The organism is Neorhizobium fuzhouense (assembly GCF_042611105.1).
In the GTDB taxonomy this organism is placed as follows: Bacteria; Pseudomonadota; Alphaproteobacteria; order Rhizobiales; family Rhizobiaceae; genus Neorhizobium; species Neorhizobium galegae_A.
In genome coordinates, this window is sequence record NZ_JBHFFP010000011.1 from 43846 (window position 1) to 67651 (window position 23806).

General features: G+C 62.3%; 25 protein-coding genes. 13 read left to right on the forward strand and 12 right to left on the reverse strand.

The window, feature by feature from the left end; translation table 11 throughout:
* Positions 1–75: 75 nt before the first annotated feature.
* The gene (locus tag ACEXP3_RS18485) at positions 76–360 is read left to right on the forward strand and encodes a hypothetical protein (RefSeq protein WP_377298561.1); all 285 of its coding nucleotides are present in this window, start codon (positions 76–78) and stop codon (positions 358–360) included.
* 65 nt (positions 361–425) lie between these two features.
* On the opposite strand, the gene polA is transcribed toward ACEXP3_RS18485, so the two are convergent.
* Positions 426–3422 (reverse strand): DNA polymerase I, encoded by a 2997-nt coding sequence (gene polA / locus ACEXP3_RS18490; protein ID WP_377298562.1) that lies wholly within the window; start codon positions 3420–3422, stop codon positions 426–428.
* Between the two features lie 93 nt (positions 3423–3515).
* On the opposite strand from polA, the gene ACEXP3_RS18495 reads away from it, so the two are divergent.
* From ACEXP3_RS18495 to ACEXP3_RS18505, 3 genes are all read left to right on the forward strand, one after another.
* Positions 3516–3887 (forward strand): hypothetical protein, encoded by a 372-nt coding sequence (locus ACEXP3_RS18495; RefSeq protein WP_210103927.1) that lies wholly within the window; start codon positions 3516–3518, stop codon positions 3885–3887.
* A 365-nt stretch (positions 3888–4252) separates the two neighbouring features.
* Entirely contained in the window at positions 4253–4693 is a 441-nt protein-coding gene (locus tag ACEXP3_RS18500) for a MarR family winged helix-turn-helix transcriptional regulator (RefSeq protein WP_377298563.1), read from the forward strand.
* Positions 4694–4835: 142 nt separating this feature from the next.
* Complete coding sequence (locus tag ACEXP3_RS18505; RefSeq protein ID WP_377298564.1) at positions 4836–6218, forward strand: dipeptidase; 1383 nt, start codon at positions 4836–4838, stop codon at positions 6216–6218.
* A 379-nt stretch (positions 6219–6597) separates the two neighbouring features.
* On the opposite strand, the gene ACEXP3_RS18510 is transcribed toward ACEXP3_RS18505, so the two are convergent.
* The gene (locus tag ACEXP3_RS18510) at positions 6598–6807 is read right to left on the reverse strand and encodes a cold-shock protein (RefSeq protein WP_210103930.1); all 210 of its coding nucleotides are present in this window, start codon (positions 6805–6807) and stop codon (positions 6598–6600) included.
* Between the two features lie 504 nt (positions 6808–7311).
* Between ACEXP3_RS18510 and ACEXP3_RS18515 the strand changes: the two genes are divergently transcribed.
* Positions 7312–7785 carry a YbaK/EbsC family protein gene (locus ACEXP3_RS18515; RefSeq protein ID WP_377298565.1) on the forward strand — a complete coding sequence of 158 codons (474 nt, stop codon included), beginning with the start codon at positions 7312–7314 and terminating at the stop codon, positions 7783–7785.
* A 115-nt stretch (positions 7786–7900) separates the two neighbouring features.
* On the opposite strand, the gene ACEXP3_RS18520 is transcribed toward ACEXP3_RS18515, so the two are convergent.
* Entirely contained in the window at positions 7901–8251 is a 351-nt protein-coding gene (locus ACEXP3_RS18520) for a hypothetical protein (protein WP_377298566.1), read from the reverse strand.
* 203 nt (positions 8252–8454) lie between these two features.
* The gene (locus tag ACEXP3_RS18525; protein ID WP_210103933.1) at positions 8455–8667 is read right to left on the reverse strand and encodes a hypothetical protein; all 213 of its coding nucleotides are present in this window, start codon (positions 8665–8667) and stop codon (positions 8455–8457) included.
* 533 nt (positions 8668–9200) lie between these two features.
* Here ACEXP3_RS18525 and ACEXP3_RS18530 point away from each other — a divergent pair.
* From ACEXP3_RS18530 to dnaJ, 3 genes are all read left to right on the forward strand, one after another.
* The gene (locus tag ACEXP3_RS18530) at positions 9201–11519 is read left to right on the forward strand and encodes a transglycosylase domain-containing protein (protein ID WP_377298567.1); all 2319 of its coding nucleotides are present in this window, start codon (positions 9201–9203) and stop codon (positions 11517–11519) included.
* Positions 11520–11717: 198 nt separating this feature from the next.
* Positions 11718–13622 (forward strand): molecular chaperone DnaK, encoded by a 1905-nt coding sequence (gene dnaK, locus ACEXP3_RS18535; protein WP_377298568.1) that lies wholly within the window; start codon positions 11718–11720, stop codon positions 13620–13622.
* Between the two features lie 81 nt (positions 13623–13703).
* Positions 13704–14840, forward strand: coding sequence for a molecular chaperone DnaJ (gene dnaJ, locus ACEXP3_RS18540; RefSeq protein ID WP_377298569.1), 1137 nt, complete (start codon positions 13704–13706; stop codon positions 14838–14840).
* A gap of 268 nt (positions 14841–15108) precedes the next feature.
* On the opposite strand, the gene ACEXP3_RS18545 is transcribed toward dnaJ, so the two are convergent.
* Together ACEXP3_RS18545 and ACEXP3_RS18550 are read right to left on the reverse strand one after the other, a co-directional pair.
* Positions 15109–15684: a LysE family translocator gene (locus tag ACEXP3_RS18545; RefSeq protein WP_377298570.1), complete on the reverse strand. Its 576-nt coding sequence runs from the start codon at positions 15682–15684 to the stop codon at positions 15109–15111.
* 124 nt (positions 15685–15808) lie between these two features.
* On the reverse strand, positions 15809–16231 hold the full coding sequence (locus tag ACEXP3_RS18550) for a putative antibiotic biosynthesis monooxygenase (RefSeq protein WP_377298571.1): 423 nt from the start codon (positions 16229–16231) through the stop codon (positions 15809–15811).
* Between the two features lie 149 nt (positions 16232–16380).
* Here ACEXP3_RS18550 and ACEXP3_RS18555 point away from each other — a divergent pair, with 149 nt between their 5' ends.
* Complete coding sequence (locus ACEXP3_RS18555) at positions 16381–16971, forward strand: TetR/AcrR family transcriptional regulator (protein WP_377298572.1); 591 nt, start codon at positions 16381–16383, stop codon at positions 16969–16971.
* A gap of 42 nt (positions 16972–17013) precedes the next feature.
* Here the strand turns inward: ACEXP3_RS18555 and ACEXP3_RS18560 are convergent, their stop codons facing one another.
* Together ACEXP3_RS18560 and ACEXP3_RS18565 are read right to left on the reverse strand one after the other, a co-directional pair.
* Entirely contained in the window at positions 17014–17250 is a 237-nt protein-coding gene (locus tag ACEXP3_RS18560; protein ID WP_210103939.1) for a SlyX family protein, read from the reverse strand.
* Between the two features lie 61 nt (positions 17251–17311).
* The gene (locus ACEXP3_RS18565; RefSeq protein WP_210103940.1) at positions 17312–17605 is read right to left on the reverse strand and encodes a hypothetical protein; all 294 of its coding nucleotides are present in this window, start codon (positions 17603–17605) and stop codon (positions 17312–17314) included.
* Positions 17606–17787: 182 nt separating this feature from the next.
* Between ACEXP3_RS18565 and recF the strand changes: the two genes are divergently transcribed.
* From recF to ACEXP3_RS18580, 3 genes are read left to right on the forward strand one after another with little or no spacing between them, the layout of a single operon-like run.
* Positions 17788–18906, forward strand: coding sequence for a DNA replication/repair protein RecF (gene recF / locus ACEXP3_RS18570; protein ID WP_377298573.1), 1119 nt, complete (start codon positions 17788–17790; stop codon positions 18904–18906).
* A 36-nt stretch (positions 18907–18942) separates the two neighbouring features.
* A complete protein-coding gene (locus ACEXP3_RS18575) occupies positions 18943–19710 on the forward strand; it encodes a molybdopterin-synthase adenylyltransferase MoeB (protein WP_377298574.1) in 768 nt (255 codons plus the stop codon).
* The gene (locus ACEXP3_RS18580; protein WP_377298575.1) at positions 19707–20177 is read left to right on the forward strand and encodes a GNAT family N-acetyltransferase; all 471 of its coding nucleotides are present in this window, start codon (positions 19707–19709) and stop codon (positions 20175–20177) included. The genes ACEXP3_RS18575 and ACEXP3_RS18580 overlap by 4 nt, the downstream gene beginning before the upstream one ends.
* 24 nt (positions 20178–20201) lie before the next feature.
* Here ACEXP3_RS18580 and ACEXP3_RS18585 read toward each other — a convergent pair whose 3' ends face one another.
* From ACEXP3_RS18585 to ACEXP3_RS18595, 3 genes are all read right to left on the reverse strand, one after another.
* Positions 20202–20702 carry a DUF3833 family protein gene (locus ACEXP3_RS18585; RefSeq protein WP_210103944.1) on the reverse strand — a complete coding sequence of 167 codons (501 nt, stop codon included), beginning with the start codon at positions 20700–20702 and terminating at the stop codon, positions 20202–20204.
* A gap of 175 nt (positions 20703–20877) precedes the next feature.
* The gene (locus ACEXP3_RS18590; protein ID WP_377298576.1) at positions 20878–21882 is read right to left on the reverse strand and encodes a 2-hydroxyacid dehydrogenase; all 1005 of its coding nucleotides are present in this window, start codon (positions 21880–21882) and stop codon (positions 20878–20880) included.
* Between the two features lie 21 nt (positions 21883–21903).
* Positions 21904–22059: a hypothetical protein gene (locus tag ACEXP3_RS18595; protein ID WP_377298577.1), complete on the reverse strand. Its 156-nt coding sequence runs from the start codon at positions 22057–22059 to the stop codon at positions 21904–21906.
* Between the two features lie 49 nt (positions 22060–22108).
* Here ACEXP3_RS18595 and ACEXP3_RS18600 point away from each other — a divergent pair, with 49 nt between their 5' ends.
* The gene (locus tag ACEXP3_RS18600) at positions 22109–22606 is read left to right on the forward strand and encodes an SH3 domain-containing protein (RefSeq protein WP_377298672.1); all 498 of its coding nucleotides are present in this window, start codon (positions 22109–22111) and stop codon (positions 22604–22606) included.
* A gap of 12 nt (positions 22607–22618) precedes the next feature.
* Here the strand turns inward: ACEXP3_RS18600 and ACEXP3_RS18605 are convergent, their stop codons facing one another.
* Entirely contained in the window at positions 22619–23611 is a 993-nt protein-coding gene (locus ACEXP3_RS18605; protein WP_377298578.1) for an adenosine kinase, read from the reverse strand.
* Between the last annotated feature and the right edge of the window lie 195 nt (positions 23612–23806).

A 23806-nucleotide genomic window follows, 5' to 3' on the forward strand; every position in this document is an offset into this window, starting at 1 on the left:
AGTGGTCGAGGCTTCGCCTTAAAGTATTAAGAATGCTTCTGTGCGCCTTTTGGTGTATACGCGAAGGGAAGCGGCATGACCACGATCAGTGCTGTCGACGATCCCTCCTACGACCCTTTGGCCGCGCTTGAAGCACGGATGGTGGTGCTCGAGATCGTTACAATGTCGGCGCTTGCGATGGCGCTCGACACGTCGGATCCCGTGCAGGCCAGCAGCCTCGCCGACCTCATCCTGGAAACCGTTGACCAGCGCTGCGGCGAACTGCGTCTTTCGCAGGAAAGTCGCAACACTGCGGCAAACTATGCGCGCGCGCTTCTGGCGACGGCGCTGGCATCGCTTTACCCTGCCCAGCCCCACTGACAGCACTGAAAGCCCTCCCCGCAGGGCGGCGGAGCGCCCTCACCCCCGGCGAGCAGGGGTCATATTCAGTGTGCCTCGTCCCAGTTGAGGGCCGCGCGCGCGTCCACCTTCAGCGGCACGCGCATGTCAAGCGCCGGGAGCGCCGCATGCTCCATGGTGCGAACGATGAGCGGCATGGCCTCATCGATCGCCTCGTCCTCGACCTCGAAGATCAGTTCGTCATGCACCTGCAGCAGCATGCGCACCTTCTCGCCAAGGCCCGCCTTCTGCAGCACCGGCTCCACCTGGATCATGGCCCGGCGGATGACATCGGCGGCCGATCCCTGGATCGGCGCATTGATGGCCGCACGCTCGTTGAAGGCGCGCACCGACGGATTGGAGGACTTGATTTCCGGATAATGCGCCCGGCGCCCGAAAATGGTTTCCACATAGCCATGCTCGCGGGCAAAGGCCTTCGTCTGATCCATGTAATCGCGGATGCCGGGGAAGCGCTCGAAATATTTCTTGATGTATTCGCCCGCTTCCGAACGCTCGATCGACAGCTGGTTGGCAAGGCCGAAGGCGGAAATGCCGTAGATGATGCCGAAATTGATCGCTTTGGCCCGGCGCCGAATGTCCGATGGCATGCCGTCCACCGGCACACCGAACATTTCCGAGGCCGTCATGGCATGGATGTCGATGCCGTCGGCAAAGGCCTGGCGCAGCTGCGGAATATCGGCGACATGGGCCAGCACGCGCAATTCGATCTGGCTGTAATCGGCAGACAGAAGCTTGTGGCCGGGCGTCGAGATGAAGGCCGTGCGGATCTTGCGGCCTTCGGCATTGCGCACCGGAATATTCTGCAGGTTCGGCTCCGAGGAGGACAGCCGTCCCGTGGAGGTTGCCGCCATGGAATAGCCGGTATGCACCCGCTTCGTTTCGGGATGCACATAGCCCGGAAGCGCGTCCGTATAGGTGGATTTGAGCTTGGTCAGCTGGCGCCAGTCGACAATTTTGCGCGGCAGGTCGAGGCCCTGGGCTGCCAGATCCTCCAGCACCTGCGCCGACGTGGACCATTGGCCGGTCTTGGTCTTGGCGCCACCCGGCAGGTTCATCTTGCCGAACAGGATATCGCCGAGCTGCTTGGGCGAGCCGATGTTGAAGCGCTCACCGGCCAGCTCATAGATCTCGTCCTCGAAAGCCGCGGCCTTCTGCGCAAGCTCGCCGGAGAGGCGCGACAGGATCTGCCGGTCGATGGTGATGCCGCGCTCTTCCATATGGGCAAGCACCGGCACCAGCGGCCGCTCCAGGCGCTCATAGACGCGCGTCAGCCCATCGGCGGCAAGCCGCGGCTTCAGCACGAGCCAGAGCCGCAGCGTCACGTCGGCATCTTCAGCCGCATAGGCGGTTGCCTTGTCGATCTCCACCCGGTCGAAGCTGACAGAGGATTTGCCCGACCCCGTGACATCCTTGTAGGCGATCGGCGTGTGGCCGAGCCAGCGCTCCGACAGGCTGTCCATGCCGTGATTGCCCTGGCCCGCTTCCAGCACATAGGAGATCAGCATCGTATCGTCGAAGCCGGACAGCGTGATGCCGTGCCGCTTCATGACGAGATAATCATATTTGAGGTTCTGCGCGACCTTCAGCACGGACGGATCTTCCAGCAGATCCTTCAGAAGCGCCAGCGCCTCGCCCATGGGGATCTGGCCATCGACGAGCTTCAGCCCCTCGCTGAACAGATCCTCGCCGCCGCTGCGGTGGCCAAGCGGCACATAAGCGGCACGGATGACGGCAGACGCGGGCGACGCGCGATTGTCCTGCACGGCAAGCGACACGCCGACCAGCTCGGCCCGCATCGGGTCAAGCGAGGTGGTTTCCGTATCGAAGGCCACCACGCCGGTTTCGCGCGCACTGGCAATCCAGGTTTTCAGCGTCTCGACATCGCGGATGGCGACATAGGTGGAATGGTCGATCTTGGCGGCTGAAAACGCCTCGTGGCGGGACGCGGCAATCTCGGCTGCCCGAGTGCCATCGCCTGCCGCCTCGCTCAAGGCAGACTGCGGGGCGGATGTCGCTGCACTTCCATCGGCAAGAAGGTCCTGCGAATGCTCGGCACCGGGATCAAGATCCGGGCCGTGGGCGGCCGGCCCCCATTCCACCTGGATTTCGGAGGGCTCGATCGCGCCTGCATCGCAGTCGCAGGCATCGGCAACGCGCCGCGTCAGCGTGCCGAATTCCATCGCCTTGAGGAAACCGACGAGTTTTGGCCCGTCCTGCTTTTCCAGAACCAGCGCATCGAGCGGCAGATCGAGCGGCACATCGGTGCGCAGTTCCACCAGCCGGCGCGAGAGGCGGGCAAGCTCCGCATTCGCCACGATATTCTCGCGCCGCTTGACCTGCTTGATTTCGGAGGCTCGAGCAAGAAGCGTTTCCAGATCGCCGAACTCTTCCAGAAGCTGAGCCGCCGTCTTCGGGCCGATGCCGGGAATGCCCGGTACATTGTCCACCGAATCGCCCACCAGCGCCTGCAGGTCGATCATCTTGTCCGGGGTAACACCCCATTTCTCGATGACATCGGGAATGCCGATCTGCTTGTCCTTCATGCTGTCGTACATATGGACGTTCGGCGTCACCAGCTGCATCAGATCCTTGTCGGAGGAGATGATGGTCACATCGGCGCCGATGGCTTCGGCGGCGCGGGCATAGGTGGCTATGATATCGTCGGCCTCAAAACCTTCCGTCTCGATGCAGGGCAGGTTGAAGGCGCGTGTCGCCTGGCGGATCAGGCCGAACTGCGGCACCAGCTCTTCCGGCGGCGCCGAACGATTGGCCTTGTAGTCCGCATAGAGATCCTTGCGGAAGGTCTTCGACGAATAGTCGAAGATCACGGCGAAATGCGTCGGCGTCACACCCACATTGGTGTCGCGCGCATTGGTCAGAAGCTTCCACAGCATGTTGCAGAAACCGGACACGGCCCCGACCGGCAGTCCGTCGGTCTTGCGCGTCAGCGGCGGCAAAGCGTGAAAGGCCCGGAAGATGAAGCCGGAGCCGTCGACAAGGAAGAGATGATCGCCTTTTTTCATGGCCGATGGATAGCGCGATGCGGTGCAAAGGTCCATTGCGGGCAGGCCGGGGCCTCTATAAAAGTAGCCATCCTTTTGCCGGAACACAGTCCCATGACATCACGCGATATCGTTTCTGCCTACGCGGCGCCTGCGGGCCTTGCTGTCTTCGTCGGCCTCCTGTGCCGGCTCGAGGGGGCTCCGCCGGCCATGACGTTCCACAAGATCCTGATCGCCCTTCTACTGCCCATGGCCTGGCGCGGCCTGCGGGGCTTCTTTCCGCCGGAAAAGGATGCCACGCGCAGCTGGCCGGCGGAGGTGGAATTCCAGCTTCTCTCAGCCTGCGTCACCGGCGCCTTCTTCGTTCTCATCGCCACGCCCGAAATGGGCCACAACGTGGTGCGCCAGATCCTGATGTTTGCCCTGTTCGTTCTGATCGCCCTGCCGCTGCAGCTGTTTTTCAGCTGGCGCAAACGCCGCTCCTGAACACGAAGCCTTCACCGGAACGTGACCTCGCCCTTTCCGGGGCCGCCCTTGAAAAGGGGCCGGACCGCGGCCATTTCCTGTTCACCGGCACTGATCATGCCGCAGTCTGGCAGCCGGCTTGTCCCCCAGCCGCACCAGACCGGACAAAGGCCTTATCCCCCTCTCCGGGCCTTTGTCCCTCTCTCTGACCGCCACGGCTTCCCCTCCCGGCCGTGGCGGTTTTACTTTGCTGGCCTCGGCCGTTGCTGTTGCAAGACTGTCCATCGAAGGATATCGTGCTATTGATCATGCCGTTGCAGTCGCTCGGCACACGTTCATTTGCACGCATGTGCTTGTCATTGAAGCGCAGAGGGTTCTGAGCGCATATGAGCTTCGAGCGCACGAATTCCGCTCTCTACCTCAGCAGCCAGCTGGCAAAAGGCCTGGGGCGCGCGCTGCACAAGCGCGCGGCAGCGCTCGGATTCTCTCCCGGCCAGTTTCCGGTTCTGCTCGTGCTCTGGCATGAGGACGGCCTCACCCAGCGCCAGCTCCTCGACCGGATGGAGGTGGAGCAGGCAACGCTTGCCAATACGCTCGCCCGCATGGAGCGCGACGGACTGATCGTGCGCTCGCCGCATCCTTGCGACCGACGCGCGCAGATCGTGACGCTGACGGCGCGCGGGCGCGAACTGGAACGTTTTGCCACGGAGGCGGCAACCCTTGCCGATGACGAGATCTTTGCCGGCTTTCGCACCTTCGAGCGCGAACTGCTGATGGAATACATGCGCATGGCGCTTGCCAATGCGCGCAACCTGCAACGGGACTGATTGACCACCGCAGCCCATCCCCTCGCCTGCTCTGCCGGCTTCGATAAGGCTATCCACATTCCTTGGCTGAACCGGTTCCCTCCCGCGCGGGAAGGGTCTAACGTGGCCGCCTTAGACCCGATGACCCCCGCAAGGCTCTCCCATGACAGAACTTTCCCCGATCCTCGCCCAAGCCGACAGCAATCTCACCGCAAGCCTCGAGCGACTGTTTGATCTGGTGCGCATTCCCTCCATTTCCACCGATCCGGCCTACAAGCCCGATTGCCGCAAGGCGGCCGAATGGCTGGTGGTGGCTCTTTCGGAGCTTGGCTTTGAAGCCTCGCTGCGCGACACGCCCGGCCATCCGATGGTGGTTGCCCACCACGCCGCCGGCCGCGCCGACGCTCCGCATGTGCTGTTTTACGGCCATTATGACGTGCAGCCGGTCGATCCTCTCGAGCTTTGGGAAAGCGATCCTTTCGATCCGAAGGTGAAGGACCTGGGGAATGGCCGGCAGGTGCTGACGGGCCGCGGCACGTCCGACGACAAGGGCCAGCTGATGACCTTCGTCGAAGCCTGCCGCGCCTACAAGGAAACCGTCGGCGCGCTGCCGGTGCGAATCACCATTCTCTTCGAAGGCGAGGAGGAATCCGGCTCGCCGTCGCTGAAGCCGTTCCTGGAAGCCAATGCGGACGAGTTGAAGGCCGACTATGCGCTGGTCTGCGACACCAGCATGTGGGATGGCGAAACGCCGGCCATTGCCGCCACGCTGCGCGGCCTCGTGGGCGAGGAGCTGACCGTAACCGCCGCCGACCGCGATCTGCATTCGGGCCTTTTCGGCGGTGCTGCCGCCAACCCGATCCACATTCTGGCAGAAGTGCTGGCCGGGCTTCGCGACGAGACCGGACGCGTGACGCTGGACGGCTTTTACGACGGCGTGGAAGAAACGCCGGAAAACATCAAGGCGAGCTGGAGCACGCTTGGCCGCGATGCCCAAAGCTTCCTCGGCGAAGTGGGGCTTTCAGAACCCTCCGGCGAAAAGGGGCGTTCGGTCTTGGAATTGACCTGGGCGCGGCCGACCTGCGAGGTGAACGGCATCTGGGGTGGTTATACGGGCGAAGGCTTCAAGACGGTGATTGCCGCCAAGGCATCCGCCAAGGTCTCGTTCCGCCTCGTCGGCACGCAGGACCCGGCAAAGATCCGCGACAGTTTTCGCGCCTATGTCCGCTCCCGGATCCCGGCCGATTGCAGCGTCGCGTTTCACGAGCACGGCGCCTCGCCCGCCATTCACCTGTCCTATGATTCGCCGGTGCTCACCAAGGCAAAGTCGGCCCTCTCCGACGAATGGCCGAAGCCGGCCGTCGTCGTCGGGATGGGCGGCTCTATCCCGATCGTCGGGGATTTCCAGACCTATCTCGGCATGGATTCGCTGCTGGTCGGCTATGGCCTGATCGATGACCGGATCCATTCCCCGAACGAGAAATACGACCTCGTCTCGTTCCACAAGGGCATCCGTTCCTGGATCCGCATCCTCGCGGCGCTCTGATCGCCGCCGTCGCTGCTCCTCATCCCTGCGGTGAGGAGCAAGGTCTCCGCCTTGAAAAGGCTTAAAAAACAAAAAGGCCGGGACAAGCCCGACCTTTCATTCCCGTCTCAGTCCCTGCCAGTACATCCGTGGTCAAACACGAAACGGGGTTGGCATTTCGATGGCTTCGGTTCATCACCGCCGCCTGTACCTTCATCATCTCCCACGAAGGTAAACATCGGGTTAAGATATTCACTCTTCCTGATAGACGGCGCGATCACGATCGACCGCCGGCACACACTCGTCCTGCCGCTTGATCCTGAAATGGGAATGGCGCCCCGCGATTGCAAGGGCGCCATTCGATTTTCGTCTGATTTTAAAGTCAGAAGCCTCTAAAGGCTCAGGCTGCGCGCAGGTTGTCTGCGGACATGCGGCCCGAACGCTTGTCGGAAACCAGTTCGTAGGAGATCTTCTGGCCGTCGTTGAGGCCGGACAGGCCAGCGCGCTCAACAGCAGAGATGTGGACGAACACGTCCTGTGCGCCGTCATCCGGCTGGATGAAACCAAAACCCTTGGTGGCGTTGAACCATTTTACAGTACCGGTAGCCATTACGATTCCTTTCGTTCGCAACGTTGACTCTGTTCCGCGCCGCGGGCGGCGGGGAACGCGGATTTCGTATTTGAAGAAAGGTCGTCGTCAGCGCTTTTGACGCTGTAGTGCCACTTGTCAAACAAATATCGATGCGGGTGAGGTAGCCCCGGATGGGGCCTTCTGTCAAGGCGGAGATGACATTCCGCGTGCAGGCACCTTGCCGCACACCCTGCAGGCGGAAGCAAAAAACCTAGACAAATCAACCGGATGAAATGGCACCAAAACGAAAGAAGCCCGGTGCGGGAGGAGGTGCACCGGGCTTCTAAAACTGACCAGCAACCGGGAGGAGGAGGTGTTGCCAGTCCCATCGTTCGGCGCTGGGAGGAGGAGTGCGCCGTTCGATGATTTGACTATACAGCGGTCTCGCCCAAAAAACAGCCAGACTTTTGCAGTGCAGCAATGCAAAAACGGCATATCTCGCCGTGTCTTGCGCTTCGGCACCCCCTTGGCTAGGCTGGCGTCATGAGCCTTACATCCGTCAAGACCTTCTTTGCCACCCACGCGCCCGACATTGCGGTGATCGAAACGGAAGCGAGCTCCGCAACCGTGACGCTCGCGGCCGAAGCCCATGGCGTGGATCCCGATCAGATCGCCAAGACCATCTGCCTGCGGGCGGGTGATGCGGTGATTCTCGTCGTTGCGTCAGGCACCAGCCGGCTCGACAACCGAAAATTCCGCGACCGATTTTCCGCCAAGCCACGCATGCTGGGTGCCGAAGAGGTGGTGGAGCAGACAAGCCATCCGGTGGGCGGCGTCTGCCCGTTTGGCCTGCCGCAGCCGCTCGCGGTTTATCTCGACGTGTCGTTGAAGCGCTATGCCGAGGTAGTTCCCGCAGCCGGCGCCATCAACGCGGCCGTCCGCATTTCGCCGGAGCGCATGGCAGAGCTGGTGTCAGGCGAATGGGTGGATGTCTGCCAGGCGACCGCAAACGCCTGACGCTTTCGGCCCGGAAAAATAGACCCGGCTTGGCGCCGCCACGCCTTGGAAGGCGAAGGGCGCTGCCGGGTTTTTTGTCTTGCTGAAGCGCTGCGATGATCGCTGCCTTAGACTATCAGGAATAGTAGCGACGATACCAGGCCTGCTTCTGTTCGAAGGAGGTCGACGCCACCAGATAGCCGATGGCAAAGCCGATGCCGGCCACCAGAGTCATCAGGGTCGTGGCGGTGGCCGGATGCTGGCGGATGGCGCCGGCGACCGAGCTTGCCTCGTCCTGCACGTAGGCGGCAGCGCTGCCGGCGCTGCGCGCGACGCTTTCATAGGCCTCGCCGCTGAATTCGGTCAGCTTTTCGCGGATGCTGGCAATCTCGGCGCGCAGCGCGGAAATCTCCGAGCGCACGGCAGCATTTGCATCTTCGCCGGCACGCTGCTGTGCAATGCCCATGCCTGTTTCGGGGTTTTCCATGCGGATCTCCTTGGCTGGCGGCCCGTCAATCAGGCCGATGATGGTCAGGAGCCGGGTCAACTTGCGAAGCGCCGATAGGTTCCAGGCGTTTTTACCCGCACGGGCACCATTGAAAAATCGCTGTTACGCGTGGACAGGGCCTGACTGCGACACCATGTGGGACGGCCGGGATTTGAGGAAAGCGTGCGATCAGCGCCCTTGGTTCAGCGTCCTTGGGCAAGTGCTTCGGCAAGCGAGGCCAGCGCCTCTTTCTCGCTCATGCCCTTCTGCAGGGAGTTGACCAGGATCAGCGCCAGAGCCTCGCCATCCGGGCTTGCCTTGCTGATCTGGTGCTGCGCGCAGGCGGCATCGAAAACCTGCTGAAGCAAGCTCAGCTGGTCGGGATGGACAGGGCGTCTAACAACCGGTGCGCGCATCAAAACCTCCTTTTGTGGCAGCCGCAGCGCCTTTATCTCGCATCCATTCCTTGAGTGTGTTCATCAACGGCGCTGGCGTTGCGTCCGTTGGACGAATGCTCCCGGACATCCGGCTTCCCTCTTGCCGAATATCCCGTATTCCCGCCGATCTACCGCCCATTATAGAAGGACGCAGAAGGTTGGATTTCTCAAGTTGTATGTCACTTCTCCGAAATGGCAACTCTCATTATTGGTAGGTAAGTTAGTATATCTTCATCTTGGCATCTTTTGGACCATCGGCCTTGCGACGCCGATATTTTTGATCTGGCGGGCCATGACTGGCATCACGGATGCCCGCGCGACAGGACTGCAGCCGCCCTTCCTTAACCTCCCCTTAAATCGCCGCATTTAAGGTGCAGCGAGCGTCTCTGGACCGGTTGCATCCGTGCCGGGGCAGCCTTGAGATCCATTTCCGCCTTAAAGTGAGATCGTGCTGCCCTTCGCTTCGGGATCACGGATCGCATGCACGCAGATGGGGAGCACAGCCTCAATTCATGGCATCGTGGAAGAAATCGCGCCACCGCGTCGACCCATCGTTTGACGAAGACGAGGCCGAAGATGACGTGCACATCGATGCCGACGAGCGGATCATAGGCAACGGCGCGCGAAAACCTGCGCAAAAATCTTACGCCAGACAGGAACGCAGCGGGCGGAAGAAACGCCGGGACGAGCCGCGCCGCGGCCTCTTCGGCACGCTGCGCGCGCTCATCTACTGGTGCATCGTCCTTGGCATCTGGGGCGCCATCGGGGTGGGCGGGCTGGTGGTCTATTATGCCGCGCAGATGCCGAGCGCCGGCTCCTGGGCCATTCCCGACCGACCGCCCAATGTGAAGATCACCGCCCTTGACGGCACCCTGATTGCCAATCGCGGCGTGACCGGCGGCGAGGCGCTGGCGCTTGAGGAAATGTCGCCCTTTCTTCCCCAGGCGGTGATGGCGATCGAAGACCGGCGCTTCTACTCGCATTTCGGCGTCGACCCGCTCGGCCTGGCGCGTGCCTTCGTCAACAATCTCACCGGCCAGAGCATCCAGGGCGGCTCGACGCTGACCCAGCAGCTGGCCAAGAACCTCTTCCTGTCGCCCGATCGCACCTTCGAGCGCAAGATCCAGGAAGTGATGCTCGCCTTTTGGCTGGAGCACAAGTTCACCAAGGACCAGATCCTGGCGATGTATCTCAACCGCATGTTCTTCGGCTCCAGTGCCTACGGGGTGGAAGCGGCTTCGCGGCGCTATTTCAACAAGTCGGCGCGCGATGTGAGCCTCGGCGAAGCAGCCCTTCTGGCGGGCCTCCTGAAGGCGCCGACGCGGCTTTCGCCGGCGCGGGATCCGCAGGCCGCCGAGGCGCGGGCGCAAGTCGTGCTCGGCGCCATGCGCGAAGAGGGCTACATTACCGAGGAAGAGGCAAAGACGGCCATGTCGCAACCGCCGACCAAGGCGCGCAGCTACTGGTCCGGTGCCGAGCATTATGCCGCCGACACGGTGATGGACGAGGTGAAATCGCTGATCGGCGAGGTGAAGACCGATATCACGGTGGAAACCACCCTCGACATGCGGCTGGAAAAGGACGCCGAAAAAGCCCTGGATGACCTGTTGGCGAGCGATGGCGGCAAGCTCAACGCCTCGCAGGCAGCGCTCGTCTCGGTGGATGCGACCGGTGCGGTGCGCGCGCTGGTCGGCGGGCGGGATTACGCCGCAAGCCAATTCAACCGCGCCGTACGCGCCAAGCGCCAGCCGGGCTCCGCCTTCAAGCCCTTCGTCTATACCACAGCGCTCGAAGCAGGCTTTACCCCGGATACCGTGATGACCGATGGGCCGGTGAAGATCGGCAACTGGACACCGGAAAATTATGACCAGAAGTATCGCGGCAATGTCACGCTTGCAACGGCGCTTGCCAATTCGCTGAACACCATTGCCGCCCAGCTCGTCATGCAGGTGGGGCCGGAGAAGGTGGTCAGCACGGCGCATCGGCTGGGCATCGAATCGGAACTTCAGCCCAATGCCTCGATTGCGCTCGGAACATCGGAAGTCTCGTTGCTGGAGCTGACATCCGCCTATGCGCCCTTCATGAATGGCGGCTTCAAGGCAACGCCGCACACCGTCACCCGCATCCTCGATGCCGATGGCAAGGTGCTGTACGAGGCCGATTACTCCAATCCGCCGAAAGTGTTGAGCGATACGGTGGTGGCCACCATGAACGGCATGCTGAACCGGGTGATGGTAGAGGGCACCGGCAAGGCGGCGCGGCTTGCCAACTGGGAGGCCGCCGGAAAATCCGGCACGACGCAATCATTCCGCGACGCCCTGTTTGTCGGCTATACCAGCACGCTGACCACCGGCGTCTGGTTCGGCAATGACGACGGCACCTCGATGAAGAAGGTGACCGGCGGCGGCCTTCCGGCGCGCGCCTGGAAGAACTATATGACGGCCGCGCTCAAAGGATATCGCCCGACGCCGCTTTACGGTGTCGGCATTCAGCCAGCCCTGCCGCAGGCGCCGGACTCCGGTTCCTTGTCGATCGGCGACATCATTTCCGGCGTTCTGCCGGGCCAAGCCAGCAAGGACGCCTATGCACCTGCAGCGCCCGCCGCGCAAAATCGCCCCTTGCCGCCTGTTGACCACAGCGAAAGGCCGGCGCTTCCCGCCTCCCCGGATGAGCCGGTGCGGGACTACCGCCAATACCGCGGCCCCTTCGATCAACCGGTGCCGCCGGGCAATGTGGGAGAAGGGCCGGTACCACCGGGTGACGTCGGCGGCGGCAGGCATGAGGCAAGGCCGCACCAGACGACACTTTTCGACCTCATCATGGGGCAGTAACCCGTCTTCCGCTGCCCGCATCAACGACTTGTTTTTTTGCTGATCTGCACGGTGTTTCCCGCCTTGCAGTCGGAAAAACCGGTCCTTATATACGCCGCATGACAGCAGACCACTGCTGAAAAGTTATCCCAGTCGAGGAACTGTCAGCGGAATGCCTTTGAGGGGGTTCCGACGGTTCGCTTAAAGGAGAGAGAAGAAATGGCAAAAGTAATTGGCATCGACCTTGGCACAACCAATTCCTGCGTCGCCGTCATGGACGGCAAGGACGCAAAGGTAATCGAGAATGCCGAAGGCGCGCGCACGACGCCCTCCATGGTTGCCTTCTCGGATGACGGCGAGCGTCTGGTTGGCCAGCCGGCGAAGCGCCAGGCGGTCACCAACCCGACCAACACGCTGTTTGCCGTCAAGCGCCTGATCGGCCGCCGCTACGAAGACCCGACGGTTGAAAAGGACAAGGGCCTGGTTCCCTTCGAAATTTCGCGCGGCGACAACGGCGATGCCTGGGTCACCGCCAACGGCAAGGGCTACTCCCCGTCGCAGATCTCCGCCATGATCCTTCAGAAGATGAAGGAAACGGCGGAAGCCTATCTCGGCGAAAAGGTCGAAAAGGCCGTCATCACGGTTCCCGCCTACTTCAACGACGCCCAGCGCCAGGCCACCAAGGATGCTGGCCGCATTGCGGGTCTTGAAGTTCTGCGCATCATCAACGAGCCGACGGCTGCGGCCCTTGCCTATGGTCTCGACAAGAAGGACGGCAAGACCATCGCCGTCTACGACCTTGGCGGCGGCACGTTCGATATTTCTGTTCTGGAAATCGGCGACGGCGTCTTCGAAGTGAAGTCGACGAACGGCGATACCTTCCTCGGCGGCGAAGATTTTGACATGCGCCTCGTCGAATATCTGGCCGGCGAATTCAAGAAGGACCAGGGCATCGACCTGAAGGGCGACAAGCTGGCCCTGCAGCGCCTGAAGGAAGCAGCCGAAAAGGCAAAGATCGAGCTGTCCTCGTCGCAGCAGACGGAAATCAACCTGCCCTTCATCACGGCAGACGCTTCCGGCCCGAAGCACCTGACGATGAAGCTGACCCGCGCCAAGTTCGAAAGCCTGGTCGACGACCTCGTCCAGCGCACCATCGCGCCGTGCAAGGCAGCCTTGAAGGATGCCGGCGTAACGCCTGCTGAAATTGACGAAGTCGTGCTCGTCGGCGGCATGAGCCGCATGCCGAAGGTCCAGGAAGTCGTCAAGCAACTGTTCGGCAAGGAGCCGCACAAGGGTGTGAACCCGGATGAAGTCGTGGCTCTTGGCGCTGCCATCCAGGCCGGCGTTCTGCAGGGCGACGTCAAGGACGTTCTGCTGCTCGACGTGACCCCGCTGTCGCTCGGCATCGAAACGCTGGGTGGCGTGTTCACCCGACTGATCGACCGCAACACGACGATCCCGACGAAGAAGAGCCAGGTCTTCTCGACTGCCGACGACAACCAGCAGGCCGTGACGATCCGTGTTTCCCAGGGTGAACGCGAAATGGCCGCCGACAACAAGCTGCTCGGTCAGTTCGACCTGGTCGGCCTGCCGCCGGCACCGCGTGGCATGCCGCAGATCGAAGTCACCTTCGATATCGACGCCAACGGCATCGTTCAGGTTTCGGCCAAGGACAAGGGCACCGGCAAGGAACAGCAGATCCGCATCCAGGCCTCCGGTGGCCTCTCCGACGCCGACATCGAGAAGATGGTGAAGGACGCCGAAGCCAATGCCGAGACCGACAAGAAGCGTCGTGCCGTGGTGGAAGCCAAGAACCAGGCCGAAAGCCTCGTTCATTCGACCGAAAAGTCGCTGCATGAATACGGTGACAAGGTTTCCGAGGCGGACCGCAAGGCCATCGAGGATGCCATCGCTGCCTTGAAGGCTTCGACTGAAGTATCCGAGCCGGATGCAGAAGACATCACTGCCAAGACCCAGACGCTGATGGAAACCTCCATGAAGCTCGGCCAGGCGATCTACGAGGCACAGCAGAAGGCGGAAGCCGGTGCTGAAGGCGGCAAGCATGAAGACGGCGTCGTCGATGCCGACTACGAGGAAATCAAGGACGACAAGAAGTCGGCCTGAGGTTTGACTGCTTAATCTGTAATCGCGTAGACATCCGGCTGCCCCTGTGCAGCCGGACCCCTTTCGGGAGCCGTTACCTCCATGGCAAAAGCTGACTTTTACGAAACGCTGGGTGTCGGCCGCACCGCTGACGAGAAGGAGCTGAAAAGCGCCTTCCGCAAGCTTGCGATGAAATATCATCCCGACAAGAACCCCGGCGACGCTGAATCCGAGAAGAAATTCAAGGAAATCAACGAGGCTTACGAGACGCTCAAGGACCCGCAGAAGCGGGCGGCCTATGACCGGTTCGGCCATGCGGCCTTCGAGCAGGGCGGCATGGGTGGCGGTAGCGGCATGGGCGGCGGCTTTGCCGGCGGTGGCGGTTTCTCCGACATTTTCGAAGACATCTTTGGCGAAATGATGGGTGGCGGCCGTGCACGGCGCTCGTCCGGCGGGCGCGAACGCGGCGCCGACCTTCGCTACAACATGGAAATTTCACTGGAAGAGGCCTATTCCGGCAAGACCGCGCAGATCCGTGTGCCGACCGCCGTGACCTGCGATGTCTGCACAGGCTCGGGCGCCAAGCCCGGTACGCAGCCGAAGACCTGCGGCACCTGTCAGGGCTCCGGCCGGGTTCGCGCCAGCCAGGGTTTCTTCTCGGTCGAGCGCACCTGTCCGACCTGCCACGGCCGTGGCCAGATCATTCCCGACCCTTGCGTGAAGTGCAACGGCCAGGGCCGCATCACCGAGGAACGGGCGCTTTCCGTCAACATTCCCTCGGGCATCGAGGACGGCACGCGCATCCGCCTGCAGGGCGAAGGCGAAGCCGGTGCGCGCGGCGGACCGGCAGGCGATCTCTACATTTTCCTGTCGGTCAAGCCGCATGAGTTCTTTCAGCGCGACGGTGCGGACCTCTACTGCGCCGTGCCGATTTCCATGACGACGGCAGCGCTTGGCGGCACGTTCGACGTGACCACGCTCGACGGTACGAAATCGCGCGTTTCGGTTCCGGAGGGCACCCAGCCGGGCAAGCAGTTCCGGCTGAAGGGCAAGGGCATGCCGGTTCTGCGCTCCTCGCAGACGGGGGATCTCTATATCCAGATCCAGATCGAAACCCCGCAAAAGCTGACCAAGCGCCAGCGCGAACTGCTGCAGGAGTTCGAGGAAATCTCGTCCAAGGACAACAACCCGGAATCGACCGGCTTCTTCGCCCGCATGAAAGAATTTTTTGAGGGGTGAGCTGCGACGGCGTAGCCGGCAAAATGTGCCAGTGGCACATTTTGAGCAGCGAACGCCCTGAGCCAAAGCGAAGGGCCGGGGAGCAAGCCAGCTGCGACGGCGCAGCCGGCAAAACTTAGCCGTGACACGTTTTGAGCAGCGAACGCGCCGAGCCCAAAGCGAGGCGCCGGGGCGATGGCCAGCTGCGGTGATCGCGTGACGCCCACCCCATCCAAAGTCCAAACGCCGGCCTCCAGGCCGGCGTTTACATGTCCGCCTAATACACTCGTCAGGCGACAGCCTTCAGCCCTGCCCCGGCAAGCAGCGTGGCAAACAGCAGCAGGCCGATGGCGGCAATGCGGTGAATGAGGATGTGGGTGCGCAGGGATCCGCCCCTATGCTGCAGCAGGCTGCCGCCGAGGATCCAGACGCTCGCTGCACCAAACACCAGCAGTGCGAACATGAGAAGCCAGGGCAGAAGCGAGGCAAGCGCGCCACGCGGCATGATGACGAGGCCGATGATCAGCGCCTTCGGATTGAGGCAGGTCGTGACGAAAACGCTCTGCCAATCGATTTGGCGCGCGCCGGCGGCGTCCGGCTGAACGGTCCAGAGCTTGACTGCCAGGAAGAAGACCCAGGCGCCGGCCGCAAGCTTCGCCCAGAGGGCAAGGACCGGCCATTCCTCGAACAGTGGCGCGGCAAGCGTTGAAACGGGGATAATGATGAGGAGATAACCGGCAAGCTCCGCCGAGATCAGCGGAGCGGCCCTCTTCCAGCCGTGTTGATAGCCGGCGAGCGCCATCAGCGTGTTGGTGGGACCGGGTGTTGCCAGAAGCAACAGTATGGACAGACAGAAAGTCAGCACGCCTCACCCTTTCACTGATGGGATACGGTCGTTCCTATCAGTTCGGCCCAGCTGCCGTCCTGATCGATGTCAATCGAGCCTGGGAACTATCGTGCGACATCTGCCGGGCGGTTCGCGGGGTCGGTCAGGACCGCTGGCGGGCGCGGGGAATGACCAGCCAGTGCAGATATTTCAGGATCAGCGGTGTCACGACGAAGATGATGCTGAACACCATCACCGGCGTGATCAGCAGCGTGCGATGCCAGGTGGCCCAGCCCTCCGTGAGCGGCACCAGCACGTAGAGAAGCGTGGTGATGACCGGATAGACGCAAAGCATCAGCACCAGTGCGAGCCGAAGGCGATGCGGTGCCGGACGCGGCGCAAGAACAGGCCTCTGATCCGCCTGCGGCTGCAGATGCGGATGATCGTGATGGGCGTGGCTGTGGGGATGCGCGTGCGGATGGGAATGAGAGTGGGCAAGAGCCTGCGGCAGGCCGGCTGCCGGTTCTTCCGACCGCGCGGCAGGATGCGGAGACTGCGCCTTTGCAGAGGTCTGTTGCGGAGCCATGGAGATACCAAATAAAAACGATCCGTTTCGTATCTATTCAAACTTGTGTTTACAGGCAAGGGATTTTCCGCGCCGGGGCTTTTCATGCTACCAGACCACAGGACCGCAGCGGCCGCTCGACACGAGCCAAGTCGCGGCAAGGAAACAGCATGACGTCAGACATCCGCAGAACCTCCATCGGTGCGCAACGCAATCCGGAAAGCCGCGATGCGATCCTGAAGGCGGCAACCGACATCATAACCGAATCCGGGCTGGCCGGCTTCTCCATCGAGGCGGTGGCGAGACGCGCGCGGGCCGGCAAGCCCACCATCTATCGCTGGTGGCCGTCGCGCGGCGCGCTGCTTCTGGCAATCTACGAGCTGCAGAAACCGGACCTCAAGATGCCCGACACCGGCGCGCTGGAGGAGGATATTTTTCTGTTCCTGAAGGGCCTGATCGGCCACTGGCGGGATACACCGGCCGGTGCCATCTATCGCTCGATCCTGGCCGAAGCACAGTCGAACGATGCCTCGGCGCGCGTGATCGGTGACTACACTGCGGGGCGCTATCACTGGATCGGCGAGGTTCTTTCGCGCAACAAGGCGCGTGGTACGCTGGCTGACGATGTCGATGCGGACATGGCCGGCGAGCAGATCGCAAGCTTTGCCATCGCGCGGCTGGTGATGCACCGGCTGGACATGTCCGATTCCGAGCTGCGGCTTGCCGCGCGGCAGTTCACGCAGGGCCTGCGCAAGCGCTGATGGAACGGCATCCTGCAGACGGCCGGGATCGGCGCGATGTGCTCAGTAATGCGGTGGCCTAGTGATCGCCGGCGCGTCGAGCGAGCTTTCTTCCAGCGTCAGGAAGCGCTCGGTCAGACGGTCGAGCTTGGCGCGGGTCTGCTCCACCACTTTCCACTGCTCGACCAGTTGCTCGGACAGCTCGTCAATGGTTTTTGCCTGGTAAGCGACGATCTCCTCGAGCTTGACGATGCGCTCGTTCTGCGAGGGGACGGTTTCGGTCGGGATCGTATCGGACATGATGCCTCCTCTACTGCAGGTGCGCTGGATTGGAAAGCGTTCTTCCGGACGTCGAAAAGGGTCAGGCCTGTGTCTTAGCCTTATAAGGCATCAGCATGACAGCCGATGCGGTGACGGCGCCGCTGAAGGTAAACGCCATCGGCACCGAGAGCATGAACATCACCATGAAGGGTGTGTGCGAACGGGCGACCCGCGTGCCGAGCCCTCCAAGATCAAACCAGACGAGGCTGAAGGCAACGCCAAGGCCGATCAGAAAGCCGACGCAGGCATTGATGGCCAGAAACCGCATCATGCTCCAATGGTCCGCCTGCGCCTCCCGTGCGCTCAAAGGCTGATGGCTTTGCTCTCTGTTCATGCCCGCTCTCCCCACGGACTGGTGAATTTCAGCGGATCCTAACATGATTTGGCGCGCAGGGTTCCATTGTTTTTTGCTCCGGCCGGGACGGGCAGGCGCCCACTGAACGGCAAAAATCCGGCGCAAGCTTGCTATCGCCTGGCCGAAGCATTAGCTGCTAGGCACGATCAATGCGAAGCACCATGGCGCAGAAAACCTTCCTTTCGACACTGAAGCTGACCGACTTCCGCAACTATGCGGCGGCCGCGCTGTCCTTCGATGATCGCCATGTGGTGCTGACCGGCGATAACGGTTCGGGCAAGACGAACCTTCTCGAAGCCGTTTCCTTCCTGTCTCCCGGCCGCGGCCTGCGCCGCGCGGTGCTTTCGGATGTGACGCGCGTCGGGGCAAGCGGTGGCTTTTCCGTCTTTGCCGATGTCGAAGGCCGAGAGGGCGAGGTGGCGATCGGCACGGGGATCGAGGGCGGCGAAGAGACCGTCAGCCGGCGCCTGCGGCTCAATGGAACACCGGCGCGCTCGGTGGAGGAACTCACCGATCATCTGAACGTCCTGTGGCTGACGCCCGCCATGGATGGCCTGTTTACCGGCGGCTCGTCGGATCGCCGTCGCTTTCTCGATCGCCTCGTCCTGTCGCTCGATCCCGCCCATGGCCGGCGCGCCGCCGATTATGAGCGTGCCATGCGCAGCCGCAACAAGCTTTTGTCGGAAGGGCGGTTCGATCCGGCCTGGCTCACCGGCATCGAACTGCAGATGGCCGAGCTCGGCATGGCGATGGCGGCCGCGCGCATCGAAATGCTCGACCTGTTGTCGGCCCTCATTGAGCGTGCCGCATCGCCCTTCCCGACGCCGCATCTTGCGCTATCCGGGTTTCTCGAAGACGGCGCTGGCCGGCCCTTTGCCGAACTGGAAGAGGCGTTTCTGGAAACGCTGCGCGAGACCCGCGCCCGCGACGCCGCCGCCGGGCGCACGCTGACGGGGCCGCACCGCGCCGATCTTCTGGTACGCCACCGCGAAAAGGATATGGATGCCGGCCGCTGCTCGACGGGCGAACAGAAGGCGCTGCTGGTCGGGCTTGTGCTTGCCCATGCGCGGCTGACGGCCGACATGACCGGTCACGCGCCGGTGCTGCTGCTCGACGAGATCGCAGCACACCTGGATGAGGGCCGCCGGGCCGCACTCTTCGATCTGGTCGATGATCTCGGCGGCCAATCCTTCATGACCGGCACCGACCGGGCCATGTTTTCAGCGCTCGGCGCGCGGGCGCAATTTCTGACCGTGGCGCAGGGGGCCGTTCATGGCTGATTCCACCCGGGCTTTCCCCGTGCTAGGCTCTTTCTCATGGATCACCTGACATCGGACGAAATCGAACGCTACAAGCGCCATATCCTGCTGCCGGAAGTGGGCGGGGAAGGCCAGAAGAAGCTGAAGGGGGCCCGCGTGCTCGTCATCGGCGCCGGTGGGCTGGGTGCCCCCGTGCTGCACTATCTGGCGGCCGCCGGCGTGGGCACGCTTGGCATCGTGGACGACGACCGGGTGTCGCTCTCCAACCTGCAAAGGCAGGTCATTCACGACAGCGGCACGCTGGGCGAATTGAAGACGCAGAGCGCGGCAGACGCCATCGCACGGCTTAACCCGCATGTGCGCACCATCCGGTTCGAAGATCGCTTTGGGCCTGAATTTGCAGCCCAGCATCTGGCAAGGTTTCACCTGGTCATCGACGGATCGGACAATTTCGACACCCGCTATGCGGCAGCCGATGCGACGGACGCATTCAAGATACCGCTGGTGACGGGGGCCGTCGGCCGTTTCGATGGAACGGTGACGGTGCTGAAACCCTATGAGACCGATGCCGAGGGCCGACAGAACCCCCGTTATCGCGATCTTTTTCCGGAAGCTCCCCCGCAGGGCCTGGTGCCGGTCTGTGCGGAAACCGGGGTCATCGGCGCCCTCACCGGCGTCATCGGCACGCTGATGGCCATGGAAGCGATCAAGCTGATTGCCGGCATCGGCGAACCGCTCGTCGGCCGCCTGCTGATCTATGACGCGCTCGCCGCCACCTTCAACACGATCCGCTACAAGCGCCGCATGAAACCTGAAAGTCGATGATTACCATTGCCCCCGTCCCTTCGGACTTTGCCGATTGGCAAGGTCTGCTCTCCCTCATCCTGCAGGCCTTTTCCTATATGGACACGGTCATTGATCCGCCGTCCTCCGCCCATCGCCTGACACCGGCGACGCTTGCTGAAAAAGCCCGCGATGAGACGGCCTTTCTCGCCCATGACGGCGACACGCTGGTCGGCTGCATGTTCCTGAAGCCGGAGGCGGCCAGTCTTTATGTCGGCAAGCTTGCCATCTCGCCCGCCTGCCAGGGGCGCGGCATCGGCCGGCTTCTACTGCAAGCGGCAGAGGCAGAAGCGAAGCGCTTGAGCCTGCCGGCTCTTCGGCTGGACACGCGCATCGAGCTCGTTGCCAATCATGCGACCTTCGGCGCCTGGGGCTTTGAAAAGACCGCGGAAAAATCGCATCCCGGCTATGACCGGCCGACCTTCATCGAAATGCGCAAGACGCTCTGACGGTCCGACCCTTGGCACCCGCGTTCAGCGGCTGAACACGACGCGGGTCTTTGCCACCGGAAACAGGTATTTCGTCACCCAGGCGGTGTTGATCACCCGTCCGTCCGGCTGCAGCACCATCGTGTCATGGAAACGCACGGTGTTGGGCTTTGCCGCCGTGCCAAGGTTGACGAGATAGGTGAACTTCGCAACCTTGCCTTCGATCACCACATCGGTCGAACCGATGACATCCTCACGGGTCCCGCTGTAGCGGCCCTCGCCGGTCTTGGTGAAGCGCCAGGTCTTGGTGTCCTTCTCGCCGTCGGAGAAGACGAAATCCTCGCGCAGAACCAGCGTCTTGCCGTTCCAGCGACCGTCGAGGTCCACCTTGAAATCGCGCCTGACGCCGTTGATGGCGCCAAAAGAGCCGGTGGCGGTCGTCCTGCCGGCGAAATACCGTTCAAACACCAGATCCGCGGCCTCGGCCGTCTGCGTCAGTGTCACCATCGAAAGCCCCATCGTGAGCGAGACCAAAGCCGTTTTCATGGCTGCCTCCTTTCATCTCTGATGTGGCTTTACGGCGCGTGTTCCCGGCTGGATCGATGAGACGCCAAGAAAGATCGTCACGATGTTGCGAGAACGAAGAAGAGGTCAGGCATGCCTCCTCTCCCGGGGGGCTTCTATCCGACAGGATCGGCATCTCGAAGCAGGAAGGCGCGCCTCAGAGGCGGCTCGGCAGCACGCGGTTCGGCGGACGATGTCCGTCGAAGAAGGTGCGGATGTTGATGATGACCTTATCGCCCATGTCGATGCGCCCTTCGATCGTCGCCGAGCCCATATGCGGCAAAAGCACCGCCTTGCCCTGATGGGCAAGCTTCAGGAGCTTCGGGTTGACCAGCGGCTCGTTGGAAAACACGTCGAGGCCGGCGCCGGCAATCTTGCCCTCGCGCAGCAACTGGACGAGAGCGGCTTCATCGATGATATCGCCGCGCGCGGTGTTGACGATGATGCTTGACGGCTGCATCAGCGCCAGCCGCCGTGCCGACAACAGATGAAACGTCGCTGGCGTCGAGGGGCAGTTGACCGAGACAATGTCGACACGCGCCAGCATCTGGTCGAGGCTGTCCCAATAGGTCGCCTCCAGTTCCTCCTCGGTCGCCGGGTTCACCCGCTTGCGGTTGTGATAATGGATGGACAGGCCGAAGGCCTTGGCGCGGCGGGCAACGGCCGTGCCGATGCGCCCCATGCCGACGATACCGATGCGCTTGCCGCCGATGCGCCGGCCGAGCATCCAGGTGGGCGACCAGCCGGCCCAGCTTGCCGGCGATTCGGTGAGCACCCGCGAGCCTTCGATCAGACGGCGCAAGACCGCAAAGATCAGCACCATGGTCATGTCGGCTGTGTCTTCGGTGAGCACGTTCGGCGTGTTGGTGACGGTAATGCCCTTCTTGGCCGCCGCATCCACATCGATATGATCGACGCCGTTGGAAAAGCTCGCGATCAGCTTCAGCTGCGGCCCGGCCGCCTCGATCAGCGCCGAATCGATTCGGTCCGTCACCGTCGGCACCAGGACTTCCGCCGTCTTCATCGCCTCCATCAGCTGCTCGGGCGTGCGCACCACGTCATCGATGTTCAACTGTGCGTCGAACAATTCGCGCATCCGCGTCTCGACCGCATCCGGCAGCTTGCGGGTGATATAAACCTTGGGCTTTTTCCTGGCGGTCATGGGCGTCCTACAGAAGCTCGTTCAGAAGTCGTTAACCAAGATGGGCGACATTCGGCGGATCAGGCGTTTTCTACCAGACCCACCGGCGAAGACAAACAAAACCTCAGCGAGGACCGGCTGCTGTTTGACCGATGGCTCGGGGTGCAGCACCTGACGACCCGCAAAGAGAAGAAACATGAACCGCTCCATCCGTATCGCCAGCCTCGCAGCCCTGCTTCTCGTCGCCATGTCCGGTATCGCCCCGGTGACGGCACCGGCCTTTGCCCAGGGCGCCTCGAAAGGGGCAAGCGGCCTGCCTCTGCCGCGCTTCGTCAGCCTGAAATCCCGCCGCGTCAATATCCGCATCGGTCCCAGCACCGATTATGCCGTCTCCTGGATGTACATGAAGGAGGGGCTGCCGATGGAAATCATTCAGGAATACGAAAACTGGCGCCGCGTGCGCGATGCCGACGGCACGGAGGGCTGGGTCAACCAGGCGCTCTTGTCGGGCGAGCGCAGCGCCATTGCCGCCCCCTGGATGCGCAGCAAGGGCCAGGATGTCTTCGTCAACATGCGCCGCGATCCGCAAAGCTCCGCCCAGGTTCTGGCCAAGCTGGAGCCGGGCGTGATCATGCGCCTGAAACAGTGCAACGGCACCTGGTGCCAGGCCATTGCCGGCTCCGTGGAGGGCTGGGTCTCGCAGGCCGAGATATGGGGTGCCTATCCCGACGAGGCCTTCAAGTAGACCTCAACCGGCTTAAAGAAGGCCAGCCTCTTGCCCGGCTTCCTTCAGCGATACCATCGGGCGTGGCCCGAAATGCTGGATGACGATGCCGGCGGCAAGGCAACCCATCTTGCCACACACATCGAGCGGCCGGCCGGCCGTGTAGCCGGCCAGGAATCCGGCGGCAAACAGGTCGCCGGCACCTGTCGTATCCAGCACCTTGTCGATCTTCAACGCCTCAATCTTGAAACGCTCGGTGCCGCGCACGACGATGGCGCCCTCTTCGCTCAACGTGACGCAGGCAAGCTTGCTATCGGCCGCGATGTTTTGAAGCGCCAGTTCCAGATCATCCGTCTCGTAGAGCGACAGAACCTCCTGACGGTTTGCAAACACGATATCGACAGTGCCGGAGCGCATCAGATCGAGAAACTCGTCGCGGTAGCGGCCGACGCAGAACGGATCGGACAGCGTCATCGACACTTCACGACCGTTTTCATGGGCGATGCGGGCACATTCGCGGATGGCTTCCTTGGCGCGCGGCGGATCCCAGAGATAGCCTTCGAAATAGGTCACCTTCGACTGGGCCACCACCTCGGGCTCCACATGCTCCGGCCCCAGATCGACGCAGGCGCCGAGATAGGTGTTCATCGAACGCTCGCCATCGGGGGTCACAAAAATCATCGAGCGGGCGGTCGGCGGAAAGGTGCCATCCGGCTTCGTCTCGTAATGCACGCCCTGGGCGCGGATGTCGTGGGCAAAAATCTTGCCAAGCTCATCCTCGGCCACCTTGCCGAAATAGGCCGCACGCCCGCCAAAACTGGCGACGCCGGCTGCCGTATTGCCGGCGCTGCCGCCGGAGGCTTCGTGGGCGGGGCCCATCAGCGCATAGAGGTGTTCCGCGCGTTCCGCATCAATGAGGTTCATGGCAGCCTTGATGATGCCGTTCTCTTCGAGAAACCGGTCGTCGCAGCGTGAAATGATATCCACGATGGCATTGCCGATGGTCAGAACGTCGAACTTGCTCATGAAGCCTTCAATCTCCGCGGTTGGCGACTGCCTCCTCATATAGCTTTCAGAGTTGAAGAAAAGGAAAAAACCGCCACGGCTTACGGCGAGAACCGTCATTCTCCCGTCACGAAAGGGCGCTATACGTCACGGCATCGGATCGCTTCCAGGACCACGGATGAACTGGCAGGAGGCGATACCGGGACCCGGTTTCGG

Bases quoted from the DNA above. Each gene is read 5' to 3' on its own strand.
- ACEXP3_RS18505 (WP_377298564.1), top strand. From the start codon at position 4,836: ATGACAGAACTTTCCCCGATCCTCGCCCAAGCCGACAGCAATCTCACC.
- ACEXP3_RS18590 (WP_377298576.1), bottom strand. From the start codon at position 21,882: ATGACCGCCAGGAAAAAGCCCAAGGTTTATATCACCCGCAAGCTGCCG.
- ACEXP3_RS18555 (WP_377298572.1), top strand. From the start codon at position 16,381: ATGACGTCAGACATCCGCAGAACCTCCATCGGTGCGCAACGCAATCCG.
- ACEXP3_RS18585 (WP_210103944.1), bottom strand. From the start codon at position 20,702: ATGAAAACGGCTTTGGTCTCGCTCACGATGGGGCTTTCGATGGTGACA.
- ACEXP3_RS18560 (WP_210103939.1), bottom strand. From the start codon at position 17,250: ATGTCCGATACGATCCCGACCGAAACCGTCCCCTCGCAGAACGAGCGC.
- ACEXP3_RS18600 (WP_377298672.1), top strand. From the start codon at position 22,109: ATGTCCGGTATCGCCCCGGTGACGGCACCGGCCTTTGCCCAGGGCGCC.
- ACEXP3_RS18575 (WP_377298574.1), top strand. From the start codon at position 18,943: ATGGATCACCTGACATCGGACGAAATCGAACGCTACAAGCGCCATATC.
- ACEXP3_RS18495 (WP_210103927.1), top strand. From the start codon at position 3,516: ATGACATCACGCGATATCGTTTCTGCCTACGCGGCGCCTGCGGGCCTT.
- ACEXP3_RS18595 (WP_377298577.1), bottom strand. From the start codon at position 22,059: ATGTTTCTTCTCTTTGCGGGTCGTCAGGTGCTGCACCCCGAGCCATCG.
- ACEXP3_RS18580 (WP_377298575.1), top strand. From the start codon at position 19,707: ATGATTACCATTGCCCCCGTCCCTTCGGACTTTGCCGATTGGCAAGGT.
- ACEXP3_RS18520 (WP_377298566.1), bottom strand. From the start codon at position 8,251: ATGGAAAACCCCGAAACAGGCATGGGCATTGCACAGCAGCGTGCCGGC.
- polA (WP_377298562.1), bottom strand. From the start codon at position 3,422: ATGAAAAAAGGCGATCATCTCTTCCTTGTCGACGGCTCCGGCTTCATC.
- ACEXP3_RS18525 (WP_210103933.1), bottom strand. From the start codon at position 8,667: ATGCGCGCACCGGTTGTTAGACGCCCTGTCCATCCCGACCAGCTGAGC.
- dnaK (WP_377298568.1), top strand. From the start codon at position 11,718: ATGGCAAAAGTAATTGGCATCGACCTTGGCACAACCAATTCCTGCGTC.
- ACEXP3_RS18605 (WP_377298578.1), bottom strand. From the start codon at position 23,611: ATGAGCAAGTTCGACGTTCTGACCATCGGCAATGCCATCGTGGATATC.
- ACEXP3_RS18500 (WP_377298563.1), top strand. From the start codon at position 4,253: ATGAGCTTCGAGCGCACGAATTCCGCTCTCTACCTCAGCAGCCAGCTG.
- ACEXP3_RS18510 (WP_210103930.1), bottom strand. From the start codon at position 6,807: ATGGCTACCGGTACTGTAAAATGGTTCAACGCCACCAAGGGTTTTGGT.
- recF (WP_377298573.1), top strand. From the start codon at position 17,788: ATGGCGCAGAAAACCTTCCTTTCGACACTGAAGCTGACCGACTTCCGC.
- ACEXP3_RS18515 (WP_377298565.1), top strand. From the start codon at position 7,312: ATGAGCCTTACATCCGTCAAGACCTTCTTTGCCACCCACGCGCCCGAC.
- ACEXP3_RS18550 (WP_377298571.1), bottom strand. From the start codon at position 16,231: ATGGCTCCGCAACAGACCTCTGCAAAGGCGCAGTCTCCGCATCCTGCC.
- ACEXP3_RS18530 (WP_377298567.1), top strand. From the start codon at position 9,201: ATGGCATCGTGGAAGAAATCGCGCCACCGCGTCGACCCATCGTTTGAC.
- ACEXP3_RS18485 (WP_377298561.1), top strand. From the start codon at position 76: ATGACCACGATCAGTGCTGTCGACGATCCCTCCTACGACCCTTTGGCC.
- ACEXP3_RS18565 (WP_210103940.1), bottom strand. From the start codon at position 17,605: ATGAACAGAGAGCAAAGCCATCAGCCTTTGAGCGCACGGGAGGCGCAG.
- dnaJ (WP_377298569.1), top strand. From the start codon at position 13,704: ATGGCAAAAGCTGACTTTTACGAAACGCTGGGTGTCGGCCGCACCGCT.